Origin of the sequence: Hymenobacter amundsenii, assembly GCF_002204745.1 — a bacterium.
GTDB classification, from domain to species: Bacteria; Bacteroidota; Bacteroidia; order Cytophagales; family Hymenobacteraceae; genus Hymenobacter; species Hymenobacter amundsenii.
Genome location: NZ_NIRR01000018.1, coordinates 61,736 through 87,166, shown reverse-complemented (window position 1 = coordinate 87,166; position 25,431 = coordinate 61,736). Strand labels below are relative to the sequence as shown.

The following is a 25,431-nucleotide window of genomic DNA, read 5'->3' as shown; positions in this document are numbered from 1 at the left end:
CGGCCGCCCGGCCGCTCAACCGCCGCGGTGGCCGGAGCCGGAGTGGCGAGAGCCGCTCCGGGGAAAGCCGGGCGCGGCAGCGACCGGCCAACTCCGGAAGGTGGTACCCCCGAGGCTCCGCGCCCGCCCCGCGAAGGTGGCCGCCCACCCCGCAGCGGCGGCAACGATACTCCTCCCCGGGAGGGTGGCCGGTCGGCGTCCGCCGATGGCGAAACTGGTTCCGACAACCGCCGGGGCCGTTCGGGCAGCCGCCGGGGTAGTACCCGTTCGGGCCGGGGCGGCAGCTCCGGCGGGGCCACGCCGCCACCCACCGACTCCTGATCATCTCCTTTCCTGACTGACGTTATGACTAAGCTGTTTCGCGGGCTTCAGGCTTTGATTTTCGGCATGTTGCTGCTCACGGCCTGCGACCCGGCCGAGGTGTACGAGAAAAACATCGACCTCACCTCGCCCGCCGGTGACCCCTACGTGTGGGCCGTGCAGAACAAACCCACCTTCGAGTTCGACATCACCGATACTACGCAGCCCTACGATGTGTACCTTAACATCCGCAACGCCATGGATTACGGGTACTACAACCTCTACGCCCGCGTTACGCTCACGGACCCCGATGGCAAAATAATCTCGCGCAAGCTGCACGAGATGACGCTCATGGACCCTAAAACCGGCGAGCCGCGTGGCAGCGGCAGCGGCGACATCTTCGACCACCGCATTCTGGCCCTGCCCAACCAGTCATTCACTCAGCCCGGCACCTATAAAATTGTGCTTGAGCAGTACATGCGCCAGGATCAGCTCCGGGGCATTATGGCCGTGGGCGTACGCGTGGCCCGCCATGAGGCCGGGAAGTAGCACGAGTCACCAAAGCCGCTTATAACCGGGTGTACGACCCAGTTTTATCCAAAAAAGACCCGCTGGCACTGCCAACGGGTCTTTTTTAAATGAATGGGGCAAGCAGCTTAGATGCGCTCAACTTTAACGGCGTTCTGGCCCTTCTTGCCATCGACGATGTCGAAGGAAACCCGGTCGTTTTCGCGGATTTCGTGAACCAGTCCAGTTTGGTGAACGAAGATTTCCTCGTTGTTTTCGTCTTGAACAATGAAGCCGAATCCTTTGGATTCGTTGAAGAACTTTACTTTACCGGTTTTCATAGCGGGGGTAAACGGTTGTGGAGTGGAAGAATGGCGGTAAATCTACACGGTTTTTCAACCCGACAAAAGACCCTGGCCCGGAACGTGGCCGCGCCGGTTGCGTATGCACACCCAACTACCACCTTAGCTTCCGCGCCTTATGTCCGATACTGCCAACCCCAACCCCGCCAACGAATCTGCCTCAGCCGCAAAGCCCGCCGCCTCGCCTGCGGCCAACCCTGCCGATGAGCTGCCGCCCGAGTTGCGGGCCCCAGCTAATACGACCAGCGAGCAGCCCGTGGCCCACGACCGCAATCATGAGCAAAACGAGGTAAGCGGCGCCAGCCGGGGCGAATTCGGCCGCCAGGACCTGGAAGGAGCCACCAAGGGTGGCTACAGCGACGAACCCAGCCGCGGCACCCAAACTTACGCCGGTTCGGTAACCGAACCCGCCGCCACCACCGGCTATGTGGGCGAGCGGGCCCAAACCGACCGGGGTTTCCCCTCGGTCGAAAATGGCAGCTTCGGCACGGTAGCCGTCGGCGCCGGCGACACGCCCGGCTCGGCCGTCGGCGCTAGTTTCGGCAACGATAACGACGCGCCTCAGGGCACTGACTCGGGCTACGCGGCCAACTACGGCACCTCGTCGTTGGGCGGCACCCAAAATACCGGCGCTCAGCCCGATACCACTACCCGCAACCAGCGCGAAGACTACACGCCCGGCCACCCCGAGGGCGGCCCCGTAGGCCAGCGCACCGGCCAGGCGCCTACCAATGCCGACACCGGTCGCGATGAGGCCGAAGCCACACCGCCCACTACCGCCGACCGGAGCGGCTACGAAGCTGCCGGCTCGGCCAACTCGGAAGGCAGCGAAGCGGAGGGCTTCGGCACCAAAGGTGGCTCTTACAACGACGAGTACGACGGCGCAGAGCCCGGCCAGCCCGGTTCGCCCGCCAAAGGCGACCACGACCAGCAGGAGGCCGCCAAAAACTACGGTGCTGCCTCCGACCAGCGCACCAACGCCCCCGACTCGCCGGATTACGGCTCGGCTCCCGGCCAAACCAGCTCGCCAGACAAGGCCGTGTAAGTATATTACGGCATCCAGACCCTAAAAAAGGTCTCCCCGCTCCCGCTTATCACGTGGGCGGGGAGGCCTTTTTTTGACATGGAAAACGTTCTGATCAAATGCTAACAGGCTGGTTTTGGAATGGCTAGGGACGGTCAGCGTTGCGGCGCGTAGCCTGGAACAGCTTGCCCTTTTCGTTGCTAAAGATAAAGTCGTAGTCGTTGATGTAGACCAGCGCTTCGGCCTGCCCGGCTTTGGGCAGACGCAGGCGGCTTTTGAGGCCATCGAAGAGCGGCCGGCCGGGCAGGCGCTCGAACTGGTAGGCACAATCGACACCCAATAAGGCTACCCGGCGGCCGTCGGGGCTGATATCGGCGGCCGTGACGCGGGTGGGTAGCAGCAGGCTATCGGAGAGACGGGCTACATAGTGGCCGGGGCGAGCGGGCAACACGTATTGCTTGGTCCAGAGCGTGGGACTGCGGTTTTTGGTGAACAGGTAGAGGCTGTCCTGGTAATAATAAAAGGCCTCGCAGTCGAAGTTGCGACGGGCCTTGGCGGGCGGGAAATCGTGCTGGTCGGGGTAGGAAAAGGTGATGGTATCGACCTGCTGCCAGGTGGGGCCGCTGAGGCGGAAGATGCGCAGGTTACGGCGCTTGTTGTGGTTGTTGCCGAAGTCGCCCACGTAGAGCTGGTGGTTGTCGTCCTGGGCCAGGTCTTCCCAGTCGATGTTCTGAAGCGGCTCCAGATCGAGGGCCTGCAGCAAGTCGCCCTGGCGCGTAACGCGGTAGAGGCGGGCCGTATTGCCGCCGTCGGCGTGGGTCCATAGGTCGCCGCCGGGGCCGGCCATTTCCAGGCCCGAGCTTTCCTGGGCCCGCTTGCTCAGCTCACCAATCTTACTGACGTGGTAGTCGGCATCGGCCACGGCAAAAGTGCCCCGGTCGGGGACCGGCGTGCAGGCAGGCAGCGCGGTCAGCAGACCAAGAGTGCAGCAAGAAAGCCAAAGATGGCGTGGCGGAACGGGCATGGTGAGAAAGTAGCAAGAAAGGGCAGAAGCAGTCGGATGGCCGTGGCCGTGCGGGCTCATACGCCGCCTGGGCGGCCATGGCTATTCGAAAGTGCAAATTTACCGGGCCCGGCGGGTGGTAAGCAACCGGTAAAGCGGCTATCTTACCAGAACCTTACGCTACCATGGCCACACTATGCTGCTGCCCGCTGCCGCCCCGCGCTTCCTGTTGTTGCTCCTGCTGCTAGCCGCGCCCCCGCTGGTGCGCCCCGGCGCAGCCCAAGCTCCGCTACGGGCCTCTGCCGACTCGGTAGCGGCTGCTCCGGCCCGCAACTGGCTGCGCCGGCCGGCAGTGCTGCGCACGGCCATACCCGTGGCCCTGGTGACCCTGGGCTACCTGAGCCGGAGCGAAAATCTGCTCGATGAGCTAAAGGAAGAAGTGCGCGAAGAAACCCGCGAAAGCTTCCCCAATTTCCATACCCACCTCGACAACTACTCTCGGCACGTACCCGCGCTGGCCGCCTACGGGCTGTTTGCGGTGGGCCTGAAGGGGGAGCGGGGCGTAGTGCCGTTCACGGCCTGCTACGGCCTCTCGCACGCCCTGAGCACGGGCATCGTCAGCAACCTCAAGCGCATCAGCCACACCCGCCGGCCCGATCAGCCCACCGATTTCAGCTCCTTTCCTTCGGCCCACACGGCCGAGGCGTTCCTGACGGCCACGCTCTTGCACGAGCAGTTCGGCCGGGGCCGTCCCTGGGTATCGGTGGCGGGCTACACCGTGGCCACCGCCACCGGGGCCATGCGCATGCTCAACGACCGGCACTGGCTCACCGACGTGGTGGCGGGGGCCAGCATCGGCTTTCTTTCCGCCGAAACCGTGTGGCGGCTCTACCCTGCCGTGGTGCGCCACCTGCCCCACCTGGCCCAGAAGCTGCTGCTGCTGCCCACCTACGCCCCCGGCGGGGCTGTGGGGGCGGTACTGGTGGTGCGGTAATGCGTTAGTGTCTCGGATGCCCGTCTCTCCATAAGCGGCCGAAGTAAACAGGTGCACGGGTGGCCGGCGTACTCTCGCCGCCCAGAACGAATTTGCAAAACCTGTCCACGGTTCGCTGTTTATGGAATGATGCGCAAAGGCGTGTTTTGTGGATGCTGCGCTGAACATTTTCAAAGACGTAGGCGAACAGGACTTTGGAGGCAGTGGAGAGGAATAAAGTCTCTCCCTCGTCTTGGTTCCGTTCTTTAATATAATCGGTGTTATAAGCGTAGCCTTGGAAACGTGGTGGTTTTCGCCCTGCTGTGTGGGCTGCTGCCGGTGTGGTACTTTGCCGGGGACCACGCACCGGTTTGGGAGTTTACGAAACTCATCTCCCCGGCCAGTTTCCTGAACTTTGAATCGTAGACGAGTTTTTTAAACTCGCCCTGCCCTATTGGGGCCACCTAGCCACCTAGTGCCGGGCTGATTTCTGCCGTTCACGAAAAGGAGCGTATTGTTGTAGCCGTCTGTATGGAAAAACAAGAGCGCGAAATTTGCAGGGGCCACTGGCTCTATGGCGGTGTTCAGCCCAAAGGGGTTATTGTCAAGGCGCTCAACTATGACTATTACCACGAGGAAGAAAAGGCGGCTGGTTTTTTCGACCTAGCAGAGGAGGCGCCCGTCTTGAATGCGGAAGGGGAAATGTACTTCATCGAATGGACCGATGCTGCGTTTGCCGAACAAGAAAGCTACACGGCTGGCTGTTTGGACTTAGCTGAAACCGTCGCTCTGGCCTGCTCTATTATTGGGCAGCCCATCCGGTGGCTACCCCAAAGTGAAGTCGAGACGAAGAAGTGAATAGTCGTTCAAGAAAACGGTCCACTAAAAAGCCCCAACCATCCGGCAGGCGCCTTACCATTCTGCTAGGGTCGCAACCAGTGCATAGCGTCGCCCTCATTTTCAAATAAGGCTAGGTCGTAGGGCCGCGACGCGTCCATCGCATAGGCTACCTGCTGCTGATGCCCGGGGTCGTTGATGTACTGCTGCGTCATGTAAGGCGAGCTCAGCACCGCCATCCGCAGGCGCCGTGGTGCCAGCCGCGCCAACGCTTCCGGATAGAACGTGCTGTTCACCCAGGCACTCAGCGCTACCGGAGCCTGCGCCCGCCGGCGTACGTCCAGCAGCCAGTCACTCAGGTCGTGCGCCACGGCTACCTCCAGCATTTTCCAGTATTCGGATTGTACCACCTCCAGCTCGGCCTCCGTATGCCAGCGCACCACCATTACGCGCAAATCGGATCGAAAAAAAATAGTACGGGAGGCAAGCTCTATGGTATCAATCATAGTACAAAGATACTACCTGCCTTATCACACCAAGACAGAAGATAACTGTTGTTTTAGAAGTCACCTGTACTTTCTGAAGCTATCTGGTTGAGCCAGTCTATTGCCTTTGCTTCGTCGTCAAACACGTGGTAAACCAAGGCCGATTCGCGGGCATCGTGCAGTATTTGATTCATGGACAGCCGGGCAAACACGTCTTGGGCTAAGAGAACGGCGCCATAAATGCTGGCGTTGCGCTGCCTGTAGCCTCCGAGCCAGTTCGCGACAATCCACGCTGTTTCCTCTTCGGTATGGGGGGACATCTGGCGTTGGTCGCCCAAGAGCCGGTTCCAGCCGTTGCGTTGGAGCAGGTTCGAGGTGTGGGTCAGCAGGGCTTGAAAATCAGCAAATTTGCGTTTGCCGGGATGGTACCGAAAAATGACGTAGCCGTTGGGGTGCTCATAAAGGCCGCCCACAGCGTTTTCAAAATAAAGCCTTGGTAGTTTTGAGGTCGGCATGAGATGATGGTAGGGTGGTGTTAGGCGTGTTGCGTTTGCTGGCTTACTAGCGGCGGGCCAGCACCTGGTAGCTGACGGCCGCGCATATGCTGACGCACCCAGCGCAAATATGCGCAGGCGCATCAGCAGCTCGCGGGGTACATACCGGTGCTGCCTAAGGCGGCAGTCGGCAAAGGACATGCCGGCAAAGGTAAGGCGGGCTCGCAATGCATGCACCTGTTCAGCTCAACATCGAGAGAGTGTTTACTGAAACGGTGGTTTCAATAAGGCGTAAGTTTATGTGTTATAAACGGTGGTTTATAAAATGTTATGACCTGTTCCGCTGCCGCGGCTATGGTAGTGCCTTACTTAACCTGTCAAACTCAATTAGCCAAATCAAGTATATCATAAACTTACTACCATAAGCGTGAAGACGCTCGACAGGAGCAAGACTGACGTGCGACTGGTGCCTTTGGAAGTGTTCAGAATACAACTATCATGGCAAAGCCTTGGCCGATGATAGCCGTTTCGTCCAATCAAACGTCGCCTCGTCGAGCAGCCGGATTTTGCGCAGGTCGGCGGGCTGCTGGAAGGGGCCGTGCGCTACCAGCACCCGAGCCAGGCGCTTGCCCACGTAGGGGTGGGCCTGGAGCACCTCGAAGGAAGCGGCGTTCACCTGGAGCAGGGCGGGGGCGAAGCCGGGGGCCACGAAGGTGTACTTGCGCAGGCTGTCGACGAGGTCGGGGGCATCGTGCAAAACGTAGATTTCGGCCAGCTGATCTTCCTGCCGGAAGCCGCCCAGCCGCTGCCGGTATTCGACTATCCGCCGCGCTTACGTCAAGCGCTTGAAGACCCTTCGCGGGCTAACCCCAAACGAATTCGTGTGCGCCAGGTGGCAAAAGACCCTTACTGACTTTACTCGTGATCCGACCCATCGCAAGCTGGGAGTATCCACCTAATTCTTTCCAGTCAAACTGAAGCTGCCGTTTCGGCGAAGCAGGAGTTGTTCCCATCCCATTTTAATGCCTCCTGGTCCGAACCAAACCATTTTCAGCTTTGCCCAGAAAGGGGTAGCAAAGGGAGCGGGTTCTGCCCATTAGCTTCCTAAGGCAGGGGAATGGCGCGGCCCTGTAGAGCCTTCTCTGCCTCTGGCAAAATTTCGCAGTTATCCCAAATGCCCGTTAAGAGCGTGTGCGCGTAGGAATCGGGGAGCCCATTCGTCTGCATTAACTCATGCGCCCTACAGTTGTCGTAGGTGAAGGCGTGAAAGGTATAGCTGAAACGGCCATTGGTATCATCGAGCAGCAGATACCACACCCGCGGGGTACCGTCGTTGGCGGGCATTCCAATCACGCCCGCGTTGAGCCAGCATTGCCCGGCCCGCTCATCGGCAAAGGGAAGTCCGGCGTGGCCAGCCAGTACCACCTCGGCCCCGGTGGCAGCAAAGCTGGTTTCTTTCACCGGCCAGGGGGTAGAAGCGAACACAAAATCGGCGATGCCGGTGGCCGCCCCGTGCAACACGGCTACCGCCTTGCCCGCATAGCGGAAAGACAGCTGGAGCGGCAGCGTACTCAGCCAGGCGACCGAGCCAGCCGATAGGCTTCGCACCGCGTAGGGAAACCAGGCGCGGGAGAACAAATCACACCGGCTGCCCTCGGCGAAGTTACAGCCGCAATCGTCTTCGCCCCGGATGATGTTCTGTTCTACATTGCCCTGAATGGCGTGTACCCCCCAGTCTTTCACCAGCTGCACCGCGGCTTCGGGTTGGGCGCAGTAGCCCACGATGTCGCCAGTGCAGATGACGTTGCCAGCTGGAATCTGCAGCTGGTTGGCAATGCCTTGGAGCGCCTCCAGGGCCTGGAGGTTCGAGTAGGGGCCTCCGAAAACAAGCAGCCGGCCGCTTCGCGTGCCAAGATCCTGGGGGAGTGGGCTATCCATTAGCGGGCAATAGGGCTTTTTTACGGAGAAGAATACTGAGGCCGAATATCCCGAAACAGAAACCCGACGTGATGAGGTTGACGCTCAACAGCTCCCCGTATTTGCCGTCGCCCAGCCACAGGGAATCGGGCAGGGAAAACAGCGTCAGCAAACCGCCCAGCACCAGCCCACCCACTACCGACAAGTGAAAAGCCCAGCGCGGGGCAGGCGTGTTCCAGAACAAAAACACGGGGGCCAGCCCCAGTACCAGCGTCCCGCTGATAGTGGTAGCCGACAGAATGGCGGGGTTGAAAAACACCGGCAGCGTGCCCAGAACCGTTAAAGCCACCATCGCCCACCGGCCTCGCGATACGCTTGGCACGGCCATTTTGCTCAGGTCAATACTGACCAGTTTGGAGAAGGAGGCCATGGCCGAATCGAGGGTCGACGAGGCGGAGGTTACCATGATGAGGTTCATGAGCAGCAGCATGGGCACCCCGAAGTAACGCGCCACGGCCACCGGTGCTTCGCCGGTGAGGGCGTTGAGCTTGGCGAAGATGCCCACGAAGCTAAAAAAGATGATGCAGCCCGCGCCGATAGCACCCGCCCAAAGGTACGACCTGAGCGTGGTGCGCGTATCGGAGATAAACCCCCGGTCGGTGAGCACCGGGTCGTGAAAGGGGTAGCTGAAACACTGCACCAACGCCACCAGCAGCAAATCGATGCCCTGCCCCAAGGTCCATTCCCCGCTGCTCAGAAAGGGCTTCAGGCTACCCCCGTATTGCGGCAGGATAAAGCCCAGAATAACCGTGAGCAGCACCACAAAGAGCGCCATCTGAATCACGTCGGTCATAATCGAGCTGCTCATGCCGCCCTTGAGTGTGTAGGCCAGCGTCAGCAGGGTGAACACCACAATAGCAACGTAGTAAGCACTCGTGCCCTGTGCGCCAAAATAAGAGCCGATGACGATGGTGTTGGACCAGATTTCGTTGTAGAGCCGAATGATAATCAGGAAGGTAAAGACCAGAACTGCCCCCGCGCCATATTTCGATTCCAGAAAATGGTGGATGCTGCGGTAGCCCCCCTTGTTGCGCATGGAGACGATGACGAAACCGGCCACCAGAAACGACACGTAGTACCCCGCGTAGGCCACGCCCCCCACCAACCCGAAGCTCTGGCCCAGGTTGGCGGCATTGGTAATCGACTTGGCAAACAGCCAGGAGATGACCAGACTACTGGTCAGAAAAACAGTATTGGGAGTGCACTCTTTGCGGGTTCCTCTGAAAAATTCGGCCGCCGTCCGGGCCAGCGGGGACACGAAAAATAACGTGACGCTGGAGGCCAGCACCAACGCCCACTGCAACAGGGTTGTACTCATAAGGGGTATTTAGCGGGAAGCCCACCAAACGGGAAAGTTGATGCTGTTGTTCTGGGTTTTGTCGGCCGCTTTATTGTACTGCACCGTGTTCAGCGCGCTTTCCGTGCCGGGGTAGGGCATCCGCACGGGAATCAGCCCGTTGTTGAGGCTGGCCGAAATTGTTTTCAGGCGGGGATAACCCGTCCGGCGGTACTCGGTCCAGCCTTCGTAGCCGTTGTTGATGTTACTTAGCCATTTCTGCGTCAGTATCTGCTCGATGGGGTCCTGGCCGTTCTGGCCGTAGGCCACCTTGCTGCTGGTGAGGTAGCTGGCGGGCAGCGCCGTTGCCCAGTACTCAAACGACTGGGTAATACCCTGTTCATACAAGGCCTTCGCCGAGCCGGATACCAGCTTCCGCTCGGCGGCTTCGGCCAGCCAGAAACTGGTTTCGGCCGCCGTCATGTAGTTGGCATACAAACGGTCCGAATTTTCCCGGAAGATGGTCCCCGTAAGTGAGTAATCGGCCAGCGAGATAGAGAGTTTTGAGGCATCCGGTCCGTTCAACAGGCCTTTGTAGGTACCCGGCCTGGCCGCCGTTGGGCGAAAGTACGTCGCTATCCGGGGGTCGTTCAGCCCCGTCAGCAGTTCCTCGCTGGTTTTGGACATGATAAACAGGTTGAAATCACCGACCCGGGCGGTAGCCATGCGGAAATTATTGGGCTGCGTCAGCGAGAATCGGTATACGGCATTGTCCGCATTCGTCTTGATGAAATTGCCTTCCGACACGACTTTTTGCAGGGCAACTTTCACGTCTACCTTGCCTGATATGCGCATCAGGCTCTTAATTTTCAAAGAGTTGGCAAATTTTACCCATTTGCTGCGGTTGCCACTGTACAGCACGTCACCGTCGAGCGCCGTAGTCCCTTTGTAGTTGTTGATGGAGGCGATGCCCTTGTCAAGGTTGTCGAGGATGCCGCCGGGCGCCATGTAAATGGATTCCTGACTGTCGTAGGCCGGCGTAACTATCCCCGCTTTGCCCTGCAGCGCTTCGCTGTAGGGAACGTCGCCGTACAGGTCCGTCAACTCGGCGGCGATGTAGGCTTTCATAATCAGGGCCGGGCCTTCGTACACCCCAAAAGCCACATTGGCGCGCGATTTCTGCAGCAGAATCTCGTTGTCGCGCAGATTGCTGTACATAAATGGCCAGGGATTACCGCCGTACTGCGGCTCGCTCAGGCTGTGCCGGTCAAACAGGTTAAAGTCGATGGCCGTAAAGTACTGCCCCAGCAGGTTGCCGGCCACAAAGGCTTCGTACGCCATCTGTTCGCCGTAGTCGAAGGTGATTTTACGCAGCAGCAGCGACGGTTGCACGTCGACCGGCGCGTTGGGGTTCGTATTGATGTCCTCGAAGCCGTCCTTGCAGCTGGGCAGAAAGCCAGCCAGTACGGTCAGCAGCAGGATGCTGTATAATTTCCGTTTCATGTGCTGTTGGTAGGGCTTAAAAGTTCGCGCTTAGTTTCACGCCCACGTTGCGGGTGGTGGGGTAGGTCATGTCCTCGACGCCCGTCTGTAGTTGGTTTTGTTGGAACGAGGTCTGCTCGGGGTCGAAGTGTGGGATGTGCGACAGGGCCAGCAGGTTCCGCCCGACTAGGGCCACGGTCAGCCGCTGCGTACGCAGCTTTTTGGCTAACCAGGCCGTTTGGGGCACGGTGTACCCGAGGGTCACTTCCCGCAGCTTTACATACGAGGCATCGTAGGTGCTGTTCTCCTCATTGTTCCGGTCGTAATACATCCGGTAGTAGGTTTCGGCCGGAATGGCGCGGGTATTGGGCTGGTAGTTCGGGTTGTCGGGTGTCCCGGTATTCACCACGCCTCTGGCTACGATGCCCCCCTCGGGCCGGTCTGCCGTTTCAATCAGCTGGCCCGCCACGCCGGCCAGGGCCAGCGTCCGCGACACCAGAATGCCGCCCTGCCGCCAGTCGAGCAGAAAGCCCGCATTCCAATTGCCGACGCTAAACTGGTTCGACAGGCCCACCATGAAGTCGGGGTTGTAGTTACCCAGCCTCTTCAGGGTGTTATCGGCAATATACTGCCCGTTGCTGCCCACAATAAATTCGCCCTGCGGGGTGCGCTGGTAGCCCGTGCCCCACATAGAGCCCACCCGGTCGCCCTGCCGCACCTGGTACCAGACCGTCTGGTTCACGTTGTCGTAGATGCGGTTGTAGCCCAGCGTCAGGGTGCCGACTTCATCGGGCAAGGAGACAACGGTAGTCCGGTTCAGGCTGAAATTCAGGTTCGCATTCCACCGGAAGCGGTCCGTCTGGATGGGCGTGGCGTTCACCACCGCCTCGATACCCCGCGACCGTACCTCCCCCCCGTTGATAACCCGTTCGCTGTAGCCTGTCGAAATGGCAATGGGTACGGACAGAATCTGGTTGCTGGTGCGGGCATCGTAATAGGTCAGGTCGAAACCCAGTCGGTCGTTGAAGAAGCGGACATCAGCCCCGACTTCAAGCGACGTGATGGACTCCGGTTTCAGGTTGGTATTGGCGATGGTGCTCTGGTCGCTGAAAGCAGGCTGCGAAAAAACCGGGTTCCGGGCGGTGTATACCCCCGCGGTCTGATAGGGACTGGTGTCGTTGCCGACATTGGCGACGCTGGCCCGGACTTTGGCAAAGGACACGACCGTGGGTAACGTGAACTGGTTCGACAGCACCCAGCTGGCCGCTACCGATGGGTAGAAGAAGGCCGTATTGGCCGTAGACGTGGGGGTGGCCAGGGCGCTCGACCAGTCGTTGCGCCCGGTAATATCGACAAACAAGACGTTTTTATACCCCAGCTTGGCCAGCGCATATAGGCTGTTGATGCGCTTGCGGCCACTCTGCTGGTAGACCTGCACCGGCGAGGCAGCGTTGTTGAGCTTGAACACGCCCGGCTGCGCCAGCGTCAGGGCCTGAAATTGGTCGAACGAGGTCTGTTGGTCTAGGCGGTTGCCCCCCGCCGATATGTCGAGCGACAGTGGACCCAGACTGCGGGTGTAGTTGAGCAGGAAGTCGGTGTTGATTTCGCGGAAAAAAACGGCATTCTCGGCGTAAGCGCCGTTCTTGAAGCGGTTGCTGCTGAAGGCCCGGCGAAACTGGCGGTTCTCATTGGAGTAGTCCATGCCGCTACGCACCAGCAGCGTCAGGCTATTGGCCAGCTCGGCCGTTACGGCCAGGTTGCCGATGAGCCGGTCGCGGGTAAACGAATTCCGGTTTTCGTAGAGCGTAAAATACGGGTTGTCGAAGTAGGTATAGTTGTAGGAAAACTGCTGAATACCCTCCAGCCCCGGCTGCCAGTACTGCTTCATGGCGTTGACATCGGTTTGGCGGCCCAGCCAGGCACTCAGGGCGTAGTTGGTGTTTTCCGAACCGTACTTGGTGGCGGGGCGGTTGTCGCTGCCGCTGTTGATGTAGTTGAGCGAGGAGCTGATTTTCAGCCGCCGGGTCGGGTCAAACTGCAGCCGGGCGGCCAGGGTTTTGCGCTTCAGGTCCACCCCCGGAATAATCGACTGGCTGTTGAGGTCGGTGTAGGAGAGCCGGTAGCTGCCTTTCTCGTAGTCGCCCGAAACAGCCAGGTTGTTGATGGCCGTATGCCCCGTCTGGTAAAAATCGCGCAGGTTGTTGGGGTGCGACACAAACGGCGTTGGGGTGATGGGTAGTCCGCTGTAGAGGTTTGTATCGGCACCGCGCACCACCCGGCCGTCGGGCAGGGTGACGGGGCCGTCGTACTGCGGCGTCAGCACGCCCGCATCCAGCTTCGGGCCATAGCTGTACGAAATATTGTCGTTGACACCTCCGCCCAGGCCGTCGCCGTACTTGAACGCCCCACTGTTGCCCTGTCCGTAGCTGTTCTGAAAGCGGGGCAGTTGAAACGGCTGCTCGGCGTAGAAGGTGCTGTTGAAGCTCACGCCAATGCCTTTGCCCGCCCCCGAACCGTCTTTGGTCGTAATCAGGATAACCCCATTGGCGGCCCGAGTGCCGTAGAGCGCCGCCGCTCCCGGTCCCTTCAAAACCGTCACCGACGCCACGTCGTCGGGGTTGATTTCGCCGGCCCCATTGCCGAAATCGATTTCCTGAAACCCGTTGGCATCGTCGTCGACCCGGTTGACCACCGTGGCGTTGTTGATCAAAATACCATCGACGACAAAGAGGGGATTGTTGTTGGTAAAGGACGATTCGCCCCGGATAGTAATGCGCGACGACGCCCCCACCCCCGTTGAGCCACCCGTGACCATCACGCCCGCTACTTTACCCGCCAGGTTGTCGAGAAAATTGGCGGCTTTCACCTCGCTCACCTGTCGGCCCTCTACCTTCTGCACCGCGTAGCCCAGGCTCTGGGCGTTGCGCTCCAGTCCCAGGGCCGTCACGACGACCTCATTGAGGGAAACGCCCGCAACCAGCTCAACCGTCAGGTTGGTTTGACCCGTGTACGGGACTTCCTGCGATTCGTAGCCCAGGTACGAAAAAACCAGGATGTCGTTTGGCTGGAGATTGGTCAGTGTGAACGTTCCCGCCGCATTCGTGAGCGTACCCGCCTGCGTGCGTTTTACCTGCACGGTGGCACCTACAATCGGTTGCGACAAGGCATTGTCTACGACTTGCCCGGTGAGTTTCTGGGCAAATGCAGGTACGGATACCAAGGAAAGAGAGGAAATGAGTAGTAATGTTCTCATTTATGGAGCGTATTAGGAGAAAGAACTTTTGGCAATTTACCGAACGAAGTGGTCTAGCGATGATGACCAGAAGAAAGAAGTGTCCTTCTTTCTTCTAGCAACCAAAACCAGCAGGGCGTCGCCCGACAAACGGCGTAAGCACGAGGCCAGCTAGGCGTTGGGGTCGGACATGGTCACGGGGCGTCGCCCGACAAACGGCGTAAGGGCGACGACGGATTTATGGCCGAAGCGTTACGCCCTTAAAGCAAGGCACCTTGTATGTGGCTATGCCTGCAAAAATGCCTGAATTATAACACGTTAAAGGCTTTATAATGCCTTATTCACTATTAAGAGCCCGTTAAGAATTATAAGTAGGTTGGCAGGCACAAAGAAACCAGTCAGGTTAATCCTTTTTTCTCATCCGACCAAAGATGTACGAAACGAACCTGGTTAATTTCCAGTGACAAGTTTTTGACGAAATGGTGCCCGATACACGCCGCCGCAAGCACTTGCTTCGCCTGATTATCGACACGTTGATTTGCCGGGCCAACAGCGGCTGCCAGCGGCCGCTGTTGCACCGCGAGTTTTCGGCTTTCCCATTGGTCTACTATTTTTTCCAGCTGGCAGGCTGACGGGCACTGGGCGGCACTAAACCAAGCCTCGGTGCGCCGCCCGCCAGCGCGCCGCCTCGTCGCGGCAGCCAAGCCCAGGCGTGGCCGTGCTCGACACGCTTTTCAAGTATAGGGCTTACCCGGACAGCGCCGCTGGCCGGGCCCGCATCGAACAGGCCGGCGCACTCTCCAGCTTCAGCCGGCTGGGTAATCTCTACAACAAGGCGCAGGCCGAAGCCGGCTGGACCACGCTCAAAACCGAGTCACTGCCCCAAGGCGAGAACTTTGCCAATCTCGAAGAGGCCCGCTTGGAGGTTGCCTACCACCTCGACATCTACTTCAATTTGGACCGACGCCACTCCGCCCTCGGCTACCGCTCCCCCATCAATTTGAATGCGACTAGAAACTCAACCTGGCTTAGCGCACTATCCGTTTTTACTGGACCACCCCAATTCTTCATTTGAATTTGAAGAAGCAGTACGGTTACGGGGCGGGTTTATGGAGGTGCGGGGGATTCACTGCGCTATTGCAGCACGATGTAGGGTAGCAGTTTCTCAAACGTCGCCTCGTCGAGCAGCCGGATTTTGCGCAGGTCAGCGGGCTGCTGGAAGGGGCCGTGCTGCTGGCGGTAGGCCACCAGCACCCGGGCCAGGCGCTTGCCCACATAGGGGTGGGCCTGGAGCACCTCGAAGGAAGCGGCGTTCACCTGGAGCAGGGCGGGGGCGAAGCCGGGGGCCACGAAGGTGTACTTGCGCAGGCTGTCGACGAGGTCGGGGGCATCGTGCAAAACGTAGATTTCGGCCAGCTGCTCTTGCTGCCGGAAACCGCCCAGCCGCTGCCGGTACTCGACGATCCGCCGCGCGTAGCCCCGCCCGATGCCCCGGATCTGCATGAGCTGGGTGGTGTCGGCTGCGTTCAGGTCGAAGGCCGCCAGGTGGGTGGGCTTGCGCACGAACCCCCCGGGCCTGGCCTCGAAGGGTGGGCGCTCAGGATATCGGTTAGCACCAGTTTTGGCAAAGCTGCGCGGCTCGCGGGCGGGTAGCTGCTCGGGTAGCTGGATGTAGGGAGCGAGGCGGGCGTAGGTGGTGTCGGAGAGGCCGTAGGCTTTGCGCAGCTGCTCCTTGGCCCGGAAGCCACCCACGGCGGCGCGGTACTTCACCAGCCGCTCGGCCAGCCAGGCGGGCAGCCCCCGCGCCTGCCAGTCGCGGGCCGTAAACGTATTGGGGTCGAAGGGGGCCAGCGGCACTTGGGGCACCCGCTCGCGGGCGGCGTAGGGGCGGCGGGGGTAGCGGCTGGCGTAGGCTGGCCGCGCCGTGCGCCGTGCGGCCAGCGTGGTGGCCCAGGCATCGAGGCGACGCTGGTCGGGGCCTGGGTCGTAGGTGGGCAGGGCGGGCTGCAGCAGCGTGGGCAGGGCCAGCCAGAGCAGCATCAGTGCCAGCAGCACCACGAAGCCCGTGGTTTCGCGCCGCGAGAAGCCGAAGTAGCGCCGCACCGCCCGCCGCAGCCGCGCGGCCGGGCCCATGGTGGGGCGTGGGGTGGCAGGCAAAGCCGGTTTCGGGCGGGCAGCAGGCATAACGGATAGCTTGTAGTGCGGAATAGACCCGGTTAGTTTAGCGGGAAATCAGCACAAAATCAATCCATTGCCCAGAAAATAACGCAGCTAAGCCGCCCGGTGCCCGGTAGCGCCTGGTTACTTGCGGATTTTGACGTCGACTTCGTAGCGGTAGCGCGGCGGGCCGCCGAGCGGAACCGCAAAGAAGGGCAGGGCCGTATCGTACTGGTCGGTCACGTAGAATACCAGGTCGTTGGGGGCTTTGGAAAGCGTCGTGAGCTGGAAGTCGAGCGAGAGGCCGTGCTCTTTTTCCGCAATCTGGTGGGTGCTGCTGGCCCACACGTTGTTGCCGCTCACGGTGGCGGGGTGGCCGTTTTTGGCCACGCTAAAAATCTTCAGGCCCACGTCGCCGTCCACGTCAAAGTTGCTTTGCTTGATGCTCACCACCCGGTCGTTGACGAACGGGTAGAGGTGGGTTTTGCGGCCCGGCACGGCGGCCAGGCGGAACGAGTATTCGTAGGTGAAGGCGTTGCCGCCCTCCACGGGCACGTTTTCGGTGGGCGAGGTGCTTAGAAAGTAGCGGTAGAGGTTGCCGTCGTCGCCGCTCTGGCCCTGCACTACCATCTTGAACACGTAGCCGTCGAACTCGGGCACCAGTTCCCCCTCCAGCGGGTTCAGGGGGCCAAACGTGTACCACTTGTTGTCGTAGGTTTTTTCGGCCCCGAAGCTCTGCTGGCGCAGCAGCGTGCCGCTGCGGTACTCACCCTGGGGCGAAATGGCGCGGGCATCGGGGGCCGAGTGGGCCCCGGGGCCGCCGTAGAGGCTGAAATCGGTGCGGGTGTTCCAGCCAAACTTGGCCTCGTCGTGCTGGCCCCCGCAGTCGGGGTCGAACACGCGGATATACACCGGCTGGCGGTTTTCCTTCGGAATCAGGAAAAAGAAGGTCTGCGTAAAGTCGTCGTCGCCCCAGCTTTTATCGGCCTGGGACCCGAACGTGACCAGGTAGGCAATGTTTTCGCCCGGGTTAGGGGCAGCCTGGGCCTTGGCCCGGGGGCTGGCGGCCAGCAGTACCACAAGCAAGGCTAATAGTGAAGCCAGTGGGCGAAGGGGAGAAGAAGGGTGCATAAGCCGAAAGTACCGCCCGTAGCGGAATTATCCGCTGATAGGGGGCCGAATTGGCGGCCGGCATTGCCCATGTGGGCCGGGTCGCGTATCATTACATCTCCGTCAGTCGCTCGTTTGCCCCCACTCATGCCCGATACGCCTCACCAGACCACCCACTTTCTGAATATGCTGACCGCCGAGGTGGCCGGAATGCGGGAAATCGTGAACCGCCGCTTTCGCCCCCTCTCCGACGACCAGCTCAATCGGGGGCCGGGGCCGGGCAAGTGGAGTGTGGGCCAGTGCCTGGAGCACCTCAATATTTTGGGAGGGCTCTATTTACCCCTGATCAGCCGCAAGCTCAAGGCCGCCCGCGAGCGGGGCACCCGGCCCGCCGACGCGGTGAAACACGGCTACGTTGGCCGTAAAATGACGGAAGCCCTGCGCGTACCGGCCACCGAAAAACCCCTTACATCGCCCCAGCAATACGCCCCGAGCGGTTACCGGCTGCCGCGCACGGTGCTGGAAGTGTTCGGCCGCCAGCTCGACGAACTAACCCACCTGATCGAGCAGGCCCGCACCGTAAACATGAACGCCGTGCGCATTCCCAACCCCATTATCCCACTCTACTACCCCCGCCTGCCCGACGTGCTGGAAATGTTGGTTGTGCACCTCGACCGCCACATCGGCCAGGCCGAGCGCGTGCTCGATGGGCTGGAAGGGAATGAATCGGTGACTGAGTAACTGAGTAGCGCCGGTGTAACCCAGCGCCCCGTTGGCCCCCGTGGTCGGCGGGGCGCTGGTGTTTTTTGCCTTCTTCCCGAAGTTGGTTTGTGGAATCCGGCGGTGGCTGGCATCAGGGTTTTTGGCAACTTGCCCTTCTCCTTCCGACTCTATGCGCCCTTTCCTGTTAAGCCTACTTGCCCTGCTGATGCTCATGGTACCCGGTTCGTCGCAGCATACGCCTTCGTTGGGCGGCCTTGGTGGCCCGAACGCGGCTACCTGGAAGAAAATCGACCAGCTGCTGGCTAAGGAGCAAACCGCTTCGGTAGCCAAGCTACTGGAGCCTCTCTACCAGCAAGCCCGCCGCCAGCCCGAGGCTGCGCCCGAGTACCTGCGCGCCCTGCTCTACAAGCTGCGCCTGCTGGAAAGCAAGGAAGAAGAGGCCGATTTCCAGGCCATCCGGCTGCTGGAAGCCGATGTGAAAACGGCCCAGTTCCCGGCCCGGCCGGTGCTGCACAGCCTGCTGGCCCAGCTCTACACCCGCTACTACGACCAGCACCGCTACCAGCTCTACCGCCGCACCGCCGTAGCCGGCCCCGACACGGCCGACCAGAGCCGCGCCGACCTGCGCACCTGGGACGCCACCCGCCTCGGGGCCGCCGTGGTGAACCACTACCGCGCCTCGACCACCGATGAGCCCCACCGTCAGCAGCAACTGAAACTGGCGGACCTGGGCTACCTCAGCCGTGGCGCCGATACCGAGGGCCGCCAACGCCGCCCCACGCTCTTCGATCTGCTGGCTTTTCGGGCCGTGGAGGGCCTGGGCAACGATGAACTCTACATTACGAAGCCTGCCCAGCAGTTCCAGCTCACCGACCCGGCCCTGTTCGGCCCGGCGGCCGGGTTTGCCCGCCTGAAGCTGGCAGCCCCGGCCGCCGACTCGCTCAACGGCCAGTTTCACGCCCTGCAAGTGCTCCAGCAGCTGTTGGCCTTTCGGCTGACCGATAAAGCCAACCCAACCGCCCTAGCCGACGCGGATTTGCAGCGGCTGGAGTTCATGCACCAGCACGCCCGGCTGGAAAGCAAAGCGCAATTCTACCGCGCCGCCCTGGCCCAGGCCGCCGAAACCTACCGCGCCCTGCCCATTGCCGCCGAGTTCCGAGCGGCGGAAGCGGCGGCCTGGCAGGACGAAGAGCCCGCCAAAGCCCACGCGTTGGCCCTGGCCATAGAGCAGCAGTACCCCAACACCCGCGGGGCCCAACAAGCTGCCGCGTTGCGCCGCCAGCTGGAGCGGGTAGAGGTGAGCTTCACGACGGAGGAAGTACTGCTGCCGGGCCAGCCCTGGCTGCTGAGGCTGACCGCCCATAATGCCCCGCGCCTCTACGCTACCGCCTACCGCCTGAGCAGCGCCCAGCAGCTGCGGCAGCTGGAAAAGCCGGAGCTGTACGAGAACAAAACCCTAACGCAACGCTACGCCCGCCAACTGGCCGCTACGCCCGCCGCAACCTGGACGCTGGACGTATCCGGTTCGGCCGATTTCCGGAGCCATACCGGGCAGTACGCCAGCCCGGCCCTGCCGGTGGGCCAGTACCTGCTCGTGCTCAGCACCGCACCCGCCAACCCCACCAAAGAACAGCCCGGCACCGTTACGGCCACCAGCCAGGTGCAGGTGAGTGCGCTGAGCTACGTGCGCCGCAGCGCCCCCGCTGCCGACGGCCCCGAGCTGCTGGTGCTCCACCGCCAGACCGGCGCGCCCCTGGCCGGGGTGCGGGTGCTGCCGTTTTTCTTGTTCTACGACCAAACCAAACGCCATTACCAACGGCGGCGAGGCGAAGTTCAGACCACCAGCGTTGCGGGGCAGACGCATGTTCCCGTAAAGCTGGTAGGCAAAGACATCCAGCTGGAAGCCGCCCTGTTCACTCAGGGCCCGGATTCGTTGCTGATGACGGAGAATATGGGCTACTATGGCCCGCGTCGCAGCCAGTTGAATGAGGAAGATGAATTCGAAAGCCGCACCTTCCTGTACACTGACCGGGCTATCTACCGGCCCGGGCAAACGGTGTACTTCAAGGGAATTGTTGCCGAGCAGCGGAAGAGCAAGACAAGGGTGCTGGCCAATTTCAAGGAAACTGTGGAGCTTCACGACGTCAATGGTCAGGTCGTGCAACGGGCCGAATTTCGGACCAATACGTTTGGCTCCTTCCACGGCTCTTTTGTGCTGCCAACCGGTTTGCTCAACGGACAGATGACGTTGGTTGCTGCTGAATCGGATAACGGCGGGCAAATCGATTTCGCCGTCGAAGACTACAAGCGGCCGACGTTCCAGGTGACGTTTGCGCCGGTGCCGGGCACGCCCGTGCTGGGGCAGTCCGTGACGGTGCGCGGCACGGCCACCGCCTACGCCGGCCAGCCCGTGGATGGGGCGGCCGTGAACTACCGGGTGGTGCGGCGCACGTTCTGGCCCTACTTCGGGCGCGGCTTCTACGGGGGCGGCGCGCCGGAACAGGAAATTGCCAACGGCACGGCCCGCACCGATTCGGCGGGCGGTTTTGCCGTCACGTTCGTGGCCCAGGCGGGGGAAACTGCGGTGGGTAGCAAGCGCGGCTCCTGGCAGCCTGGCTACGTGTTCGAGGTAACGGCCGACGTGACAGATGCCGCCGGCGAAACCCGTACCAGCGAGCAGCGCCTCAGCCTTGGCACCGAGGCCCTCACGCTGCGCTTTGAGATGCCGGAACTGCTGAACCACAACGCGCTATCAGCCCTGCGCCTGCTCAGCACCAACGCCACTGGGGAGGCATTGCCAGCTACCGGCGAGCTGCGCCTCTACCGCCTCACGCCCCCCGCTCAGGCCTTCCGGCCCCGCCTCTGGGAGCGGCCCGAGCGCGAAGCCTTAAGCCCGGAGGAGTTCCGCCGACAGTTTCCGCTCGATGCCTACGCCCAACAGGACAACGACAGCACCTGGGCTCGCACGCTGGTCCTGACCCAACCCTTCAATACCGAGAAAAGCCCCTTGTTGCCCGAACTGGCCGCCCAGTTGGCCCGCCAGGAACCTGGCCGCTACCTGCTCGAAGCCACCGCCGCGCCGGTAACTGCCGGCCAGCCCGCACCGCAGGCCGAGCAGCGCTTCACCCTCTTCGACCCCGCCGCCGCCCGGCTGCCGGTGCCGGCTACCGACTGGTTTGTACCCCTGCAAGACAGCATCCGCCCCGGTGGCGTGGCCCGCTTCCTGGTAGGTAGCTCCGAAAACGAAGCCCGCGTACTGCTGGAAGCCGAGGCCCGGGGCGAAACCCTGCGCTCCGAGTGGCTGACGCTGCGGGCCGGCGAGCAGCGCATAGTGGAAGTGCCGGTGTCCGCCGCCCTTGGCGAAACCCAGCTCTACGTGCACTTCACCCAGGTGCGCGACAACCGCCTCTACCTCCACACGGCCGCCGTGCAGGTGGCCACGCCGCCCGCGCCGCTGGTGCTCAGCATCGCCACCTTCCGCGACAAGCTCCAACCCGGCCAGCGCGAAACCTGGCGCGTCACCATCCACCAAACCGATGGCAAACCCGCCGACGCCGAGCTGCTGGCCACGCTCTACGATAAGTCGCTAGACGTTTTCCGGCCCCACAGCTTCGCGCCGCTGGAATTCCCAAAGCCCTATTTGCCCGCCACGCTGGCCTGGCAGGGTCGGTTTGGGCTGGAAGAGAGTGAGGCGCTATTCGATGCGCAGCCTGAACTGGATTCGCCCGATGAAATCAGCTACCCGCACCTACATATGTGGGGCTTTATGGGGGAAGACACGAGAGAAGAGGCGGTTTCAAATCGGAAAAGCCTGCGCATGAATGTGGCAATGGATGCTGATAGCAAGCAGCTTAGTGAAGTAGTCGTCACCGGAGCGGCCAGACAGACGTCTGCACCAATGGCCAGTGCCTTGGCTGGGAAAGCAGCCGGCGTACAAATCAGGGGGATGAGTTCGATAAATTCTTCCGACTCTGCCCCACCAGTTGTCTCCCAACCCGACCTAGGCAACGTGCAGGCCCGCACCGACTTCCGGGAAACGGCCTTCTGGCTGCCCGCGCTGCGCACCAATGCCCAGGGCGAAACCGTCCTCGAATTCCAGATGCCCGAGGCCGTCACGCGCTGGCTGCTGCTCACCCTGGCCCACGACCAACAGCTCCGTTCCGGCCAGCTGCGCCGGGAGCTCGTGACCCAGAAGAAGCTACAAGTGACGGCTAACGCCCCGCGCTTCTTTCGCGAGGGCGACCAGCTTACCTTCCAGGCCAAGCTCAGCAACCTCACCGACCAGCCTCTGCGTGGCACCGCCCAGCTCTTCCTGCTCGATGCCCGCACCCAGCAGCCCCTCGAAGCCCGCCTGCTGCAAAGCCCCGCCCAACTCGCCTTCGACCTCAACGGCAATCAAAGCCAGGCCCTAAGCTGGAGCCTGACTATTCCCGAAACCGCCGAGGGCCAGCTGCCTCTGGAAGCCATAACCTACAAAGTGGTGGCATCGGCTCAGTTGCCAGTTGCCAGTTCCCAGTTGTCTGGCAAAGAGAAACGCCAACTGCGCCGCCAAAACAAACTGGCCACTGGCAATTCGCCACTGGCCACTGTTGAAGACGGCGAGCAGAACACGCTGCCGGTGCTGCCTAACCGGCTGCTCGTGACCGAGAGCCTGCCGCTGCCGATTGTGGGGCCGGCCACCCGGGAGTTTGAGTTGCAGAAGCTCACCAGCACTACCTCGGCTACCCGGCGCAATTACTCGCTCACGCTGGAAATGACGCCTAACCCGGCCTGGTACGCCATGCAGGCGCTGCCCTACCTGATGGAGTACCCCTACGAGTGCTCCGAGCAAACCTTCAGCCGCCTCTATGCCAACCTGCTGGCGGCCAAAATTCTGCGCAGCAGTCCGGCCCTGAAAACCACGCTGGCCGAGTGGCAACGCGCCGCCCGGTCGGGCGACAAAGCGGCTCTGAGCAGCAAGCTGGAGCAGAATCCAGAGTTGAAAGCCCTGCTGCTCCAGGAAACCCCCTGGGTGCGCGACGCCCAGAGCGAAACCGAGCGGATGCGCCGCCTCGCCGAGTTATTCGACGAGCCCCGCCTGGAGGCCGAAACAGCCCGCGCCCTGGCTAAGCTCCGCCAGATGCAGCTGCCCGACGGCTCGTTTCCGTGGTTCGAGCGCATGCCCGCCGACCGCTACATCACTCAGCTCATTGTGGCCGGCTTCGGCAAGCTGCAAAAGCTGGGCGCTTTCGATGCCCTGAAGGACGAGCAAGCCCGCCCGCTGCTGCAAAGCGCGTTGGCCTACCTCGACGGCGAGTTGCAGCAGGATTATGCCCGCCTGCTCAAGCAGCCCAAGGTTGACCTGACCAAAGACCACCTCACCGACCTCCAGATTCAGGCCCAGTACGCCCGCAGCTTCTGGTCGGCACCGGCCGTGCCCAAGGCGGCGCAGGCGGCTTTCGGCTACTACCAGCAGCAAAGCGCCACCTACTGGCCCGGCCGCACCCGCTACCTGCAGGCCCAGCTGGCCCTGGCCCTGCACCGCGCCAAAATGCCCACTCCCGCCGCCCAAATCCTGACGGCCCTGCGCGAAAACGCCTTGCACAGCCAGGAGTTGGGCATGTACTGGAAAGACGTACGCCCCGGTTACTACTGGCGCGATGCCCCCACCGAAACCCAGGCCACCCTCATCGAGGCCTTCGACGAAGTAGCTAACGACCAGCGCGCCGTGGATGAAATGAAGCTCTGGTTGCTCAAGCAGAAGCAGGTGCAGAACTGGCCCAGCACCCGCGCCACCGCCGATGCCTGCTACGCCCTGCTGCTACGTGGCTCCGACTGGCTCAAACCTGCCGCCGAGCCCCTGGTGGTGACGGTAGGAGGGCAGCCCGCCCAGCCCACCAGCCAGCAGGCCGGCACCGGCTACTATAAAATCACTTGGCCCGCCGCCGCCATTAAGCCTGCCCAGGGCCGCGTGACGGTGCGCAAGCCTGATGCCGGTGTGGCCTGGGGTGCCCTCTACTGGCAGTATTTCGAGCAGCTCGACAAGCTAACGCCCGCCGCCACCGGCCTGAGCCTGGAGCGCCAGCTCTACCGCGAGCAGCGCACTGCCGCCGGCCCCGTGCTTGAACCCCTCACGCCCGCCAGCACCTTGCGGGTGGGCGACGTGCTGGTGGTGCGCCTGGTGCTACGCGCCGACCGCGACCTGGAGTACGTTCATCTCAAGGACCAGCGCGCCGCCGGGCTGGAGCTCATCGGCCAGACCAGTGGCTACCGCTACCAGAACGGACTGGGCTACTACGAGAGCCCCCGCGACGCGGCCACCAACTTTTTCATCAGCTTTTTCCCCAAGGGCACTCACACCTTCGAGTACCGGTTGCGGGCGGCGCAGGCGGGCAATTTCAGCGGCGGCCTCTCGCAGCTGCAGTGCCTCTACGCCCCCGAGTTCACGACCCACTCGGCCGGCACGCGACTCACCATAGGGGCACAGCGGTGAGCCGACCAGGGAAGGCTGCTCTTTTGCGCCTGTACGCGGCGCTACGCCTGATTGCCGAGCTTACTTAGCCTTCCGGGTTGACACGCGCCCCCCAAAGCCGTACCTTTGCGCTTCGTTTAGTGTTGGTTAGAAAAGAAAAAAGTTGATGCGAAAGCTTTTCATGCTCCTTTCCGTGCTGCTCGGCAGCACTTCTGCCTGGGCCCAGGACGACGCCAAGGCTTCGGCCACCGTTACGCCCACCAGCCTGCCCGGCGAAGAAGAACTCCCGGCCCAGGAGCGCGCCGAGCGCGATTTCCTGATGCCCACCCGCCGCAAACGCGCCGCTACCCTCGAAGCCGCCGAAGAAGCTGCCCGCAAGGCCGAAGCCCAGGTTCAGGCTGAAATTGCCCTCACGGCCCGCGCCGCCGCCGCCGCTGAAGCAGCTGCCACACCTGAGCCCGTAGCCGCGCCAGTCGAAAAGCGCAAAGTGGTTATCAAAAGAAGATCAGCCCGCCGCTAAGCGCCGTTACATCCCGAATATCATCAACAGAAAGCCCCGTTTCGCAAGCGCGAAACGGGGCTTTCTGTTGAAAAGGTAAGCGATGGTGAAGCGCCGCCTGATGCTGGATTAGGCATCCTGGGGCATGAGGCGCACCACCAGCCCGTCTATACGCGGGTGTAGGCGAATCTGGCAGGAGAGGCGGCTGCCCTGGGTCATGATGGGCAGGCTTTCGAGCATGGCCAGCTCATCGTCGGAGGGCTCGGGCAACTCGGGGCCGGCCAGCACCTCTACGTGGCAGGTGCCACAAAGCGCCATACCCCCGCACGTGGCCTGAATGTCGTAGCCATCGGCCTTCATGATTTCCATCAAACTCAGCCCCATATCCGTGGGGGCCGTAATCTCGTGGCGGTGGCCGGGAGATTCCTCCACGTACACCCGTACTTCGTCGGTCATGTTTTTTTAAGAAGCTAGAAGTTAGAAGTCAGGATCTAGAAGGAGAAACGCCCTCACAATAGAGGAGAGGCCATTCTATCTGC

General features: G+C 61.6%; 21 protein-coding genes and 1 pseudogene. 10 read left to right on the top strand and 12 right to left on the bottom strand.

Annotation, left to right across the window (positions count from 1 at the left end):
• Positions 1 to 321 (top strand): annotated as a pseudogene (locus CDA63_RS20890) (Signal peptidase-like protein); the annotation flags it as partial.
• A 24-nt stretch (positions 322 to 345) separates the two neighbouring features.
• On the top strand, positions 346 to 849 hold the full coding sequence (locus CDA63_RS12020; RefSeq protein WP_088464703.1) for a gliding motility lipoprotein GldH: 504 nt from the start codon (positions 346 to 348) through the stop codon (positions 847 to 849).
• Positions 850 to 956: 107 nt separating this feature from the next.
• Here the strand turns inward: CDA63_RS12020 and CDA63_RS12015 are convergent, their stop codons facing one another.
• Positions 957 to 1,148 carry a cold-shock protein gene (locus CDA63_RS12015; RefSeq protein ID WP_088464702.1) on the bottom strand — a complete coding sequence of 64 codons (192 nt, stop codon included), beginning with the start codon at positions 1,146 to 1,148 and terminating at the stop codon, positions 957 to 959.
• A gap of 139 nt (positions 1,149 to 1,287) precedes the next feature.
• Between CDA63_RS12015 and CDA63_RS12010 the strand changes: the two genes are divergently transcribed.
• The gene (locus CDA63_RS12010) at positions 1,288 to 2,214 is read left to right on the top strand and encodes a hypothetical protein (protein WP_088464701.1); all 927 of its coding nucleotides are present in this window, start codon (positions 1,288 to 1,290) and stop codon (positions 2,212 to 2,214) included.
• A 124-nt stretch (positions 2,215 to 2,338) separates the two neighbouring features.
• Here CDA63_RS12010 and CDA63_RS12005 read toward each other — a convergent pair whose 3' ends face one another.
• Positions 2,339 to 3,217 (bottom strand): hypothetical protein, encoded by an 879-nt coding sequence (locus tag CDA63_RS12005; protein WP_126546841.1) that lies wholly within the window; start codon positions 3,215 to 3,217, stop codon positions 2,339 to 2,341.
• Positions 3,218 to 3,392: 175 nt separating this feature from the next.
• Between CDA63_RS12005 and CDA63_RS12000 the strand changes: the two genes are divergently transcribed.
• Complete coding sequence (locus tag CDA63_RS12000) at positions 3,393 to 4,190, top strand: phosphatase PAP2 family protein (RefSeq protein ID WP_088464699.1); 798 nt, start codon at positions 3,393 to 3,395, stop codon at positions 4,188 to 4,190.
• A 510-nt stretch (positions 4,191 to 4,700) separates the two neighbouring features.
• On the top strand, positions 4,701 to 5,027 hold the full coding sequence (locus CDA63_RS11995; RefSeq protein ID WP_088464698.1) for a hypothetical protein: 327 nt from the start codon (positions 4,701 to 4,703) through the stop codon (positions 5,025 to 5,027).
• Positions 5,028 to 5,092: 65 nt separating this feature from the next.
• Here CDA63_RS11995 and CDA63_RS11990 read toward each other — a convergent pair whose 3' ends face one another.
• The 7 genes from CDA63_RS11990 to CDA63_RS11960 all read right to left on the bottom strand — a co-directional run bounded on the left by CDA63_RS11990 (position 5,093) and on the right by CDA63_RS11960 (position 13,940).
• Complete coding sequence (locus CDA63_RS11990) at positions 5,093 to 5,512, bottom strand: hypothetical protein (protein ID WP_088464697.1); 420 nt, start codon at positions 5,510 to 5,512, stop codon at positions 5,093 to 5,095.
• 53 nt (positions 5,513 to 5,565) lie between these two features.
• Positions 5,566 to 6,186 carry a hypothetical protein gene (locus tag CDA63_RS11985; RefSeq protein WP_126546840.1) on the bottom strand — a complete coding sequence of 207 codons (621 nt, stop codon included), beginning with the start codon at positions 6,184 to 6,186 and terminating at the stop codon, positions 5,566 to 5,568.
• 295 nt (positions 6,187 to 6,481) lie between these two features.
• A complete protein-coding gene (locus tag CDA63_RS11980; protein ID WP_088464695.1) occupies positions 6,482 to 6,742 on the bottom strand; it encodes a helix-hairpin-helix domain-containing protein in 261 nt (86 codons plus the stop codon).
• 347 nt (positions 6,743 to 7,089) lie between these two features.
• A complete protein-coding gene (locus CDA63_RS11975; RefSeq protein WP_088464694.1) occupies positions 7,090 to 7,923 on the bottom strand; it encodes a metallophosphoesterase family protein in 834 nt (277 codons plus the stop codon).
• Positions 7,916 to 9,280, bottom strand: a complete 1,365-nt coding sequence (locus CDA63_RS11970; protein WP_088464693.1) for a sodium:solute symporter family transporter — start codon at positions 9,278 to 9,280, stop codon at positions 7,916 to 7,918. Before CDA63_RS11970 ends, CDA63_RS11975 begins: the two co-directional genes overlap by 8 nt.
• 9 nt (positions 9,281 to 9,289) lie before the next feature.
• Complete coding sequence (locus tag CDA63_RS11965) at positions 9,290 to 10,741, bottom strand: SusD/RagB family nutrient-binding outer membrane lipoprotein (RefSeq protein WP_088464692.1); 1,452 nt, start codon at positions 10,739 to 10,741, stop codon at positions 9,290 to 9,292.
• A gap of 16 nt (positions 10,742 to 10,757) precedes the next feature.
• On the bottom strand, positions 10,758 to 13,940 hold the full coding sequence (locus tag CDA63_RS11960; protein WP_242434653.1) for a SusC/RagA family TonB-linked outer membrane protein: 3,183 nt from the start codon (positions 13,938 to 13,940) through the stop codon (positions 10,758 to 10,760).
• Positions 13,941 to 14,431: 491 nt separating this feature from the next.
• On the opposite strand from CDA63_RS11960, the gene CDA63_RS20885 reads away from it, so the two are divergent.
• Both CDA63_RS20885 and CDA63_RS11955 read left to right on the top strand, forming a co-directional pair.
• Positions 14,432 to 14,584, top strand: coding sequence for a hypothetical protein (locus CDA63_RS20885; RefSeq protein WP_165768284.1), 153 nt, complete (start codon positions 14,432 to 14,434; stop codon positions 14,582 to 14,584).
• A gap of 80 nt (positions 14,585 to 14,664) precedes the next feature.
• Positions 14,665 to 15,027 carry an integrase core domain-containing protein gene (locus CDA63_RS11955; RefSeq protein WP_088464690.1) on the top strand — a complete coding sequence of 121 codons (363 nt, stop codon included), beginning with the start codon at positions 14,665 to 14,667 and terminating at the stop codon, positions 15,025 to 15,027.
• A 59-nt stretch (positions 15,028 to 15,086) separates the two neighbouring features.
• Here CDA63_RS11955 and CDA63_RS11950 read toward each other — a convergent pair whose 3' ends face one another.
• Both CDA63_RS11950 and CDA63_RS11945 read right to left on the bottom strand, forming a co-directional pair.
• Entirely contained in the window at positions 15,087 to 16,136 is a 1,050-nt protein-coding gene (locus CDA63_RS11950; RefSeq protein WP_088464689.1) for a ComEA family DNA-binding protein, read from the bottom strand.
• Between the two features lie 117 nt (positions 16,137 to 16,253).
• Complete coding sequence (locus CDA63_RS11945) at positions 16,254 to 17,240, bottom strand: hypothetical protein (protein ID WP_126546838.1); 987 nt, start codon at positions 17,238 to 17,240, stop codon at positions 16,254 to 16,256.
• 126 nt (positions 17,241 to 17,366) lie between these two features.
• Between CDA63_RS11945 and CDA63_RS11940 the strand changes: the two genes are divergently transcribed.
• The 3 genes from CDA63_RS11940 to CDA63_RS11930 all read left to right on the top strand — a co-directional run bounded on the left by CDA63_RS11940 (position 17,367) and on the right by CDA63_RS11930 (position 24,913).
• Positions 17,367 to 17,960, top strand: a complete 594-nt coding sequence (locus tag CDA63_RS11940; protein ID WP_165768283.1) for a DinB family protein — start codon at positions 17,367 to 17,369, stop codon at positions 17,958 to 17,960.
• 151 nt (positions 17,961 to 18,111) lie between these two features.
• Entirely contained in the window at positions 18,112 to 24,414 is a 6,303-nt protein-coding gene (locus CDA63_RS11935; RefSeq protein ID WP_088464686.1) for an alpha-2-macroglobulin family protein, read from the top strand.
• 160 nt (positions 24,415 to 24,574) lie between these two features.
• A complete protein-coding gene (locus tag CDA63_RS11930; protein WP_088464685.1) occupies positions 24,575 to 24,913 on the top strand; it encodes a hypothetical protein in 339 nt (112 codons plus the stop codon).
• Between the two features lie 108 nt (positions 24,914 to 25,021).
• Here CDA63_RS11930 and CDA63_RS11925 read toward each other — a convergent pair whose 3' ends face one another.
• Positions 25,022 to 25,348 (bottom strand): 2Fe-2S iron-sulfur cluster-binding protein, encoded by a 327-nt coding sequence (locus CDA63_RS11925; protein WP_199797527.1) that lies wholly within the window; start codon positions 25,346 to 25,348, stop codon positions 25,022 to 25,024.
• Positions 25,349 to 25,431 lie beyond the last annotated feature (83 nt).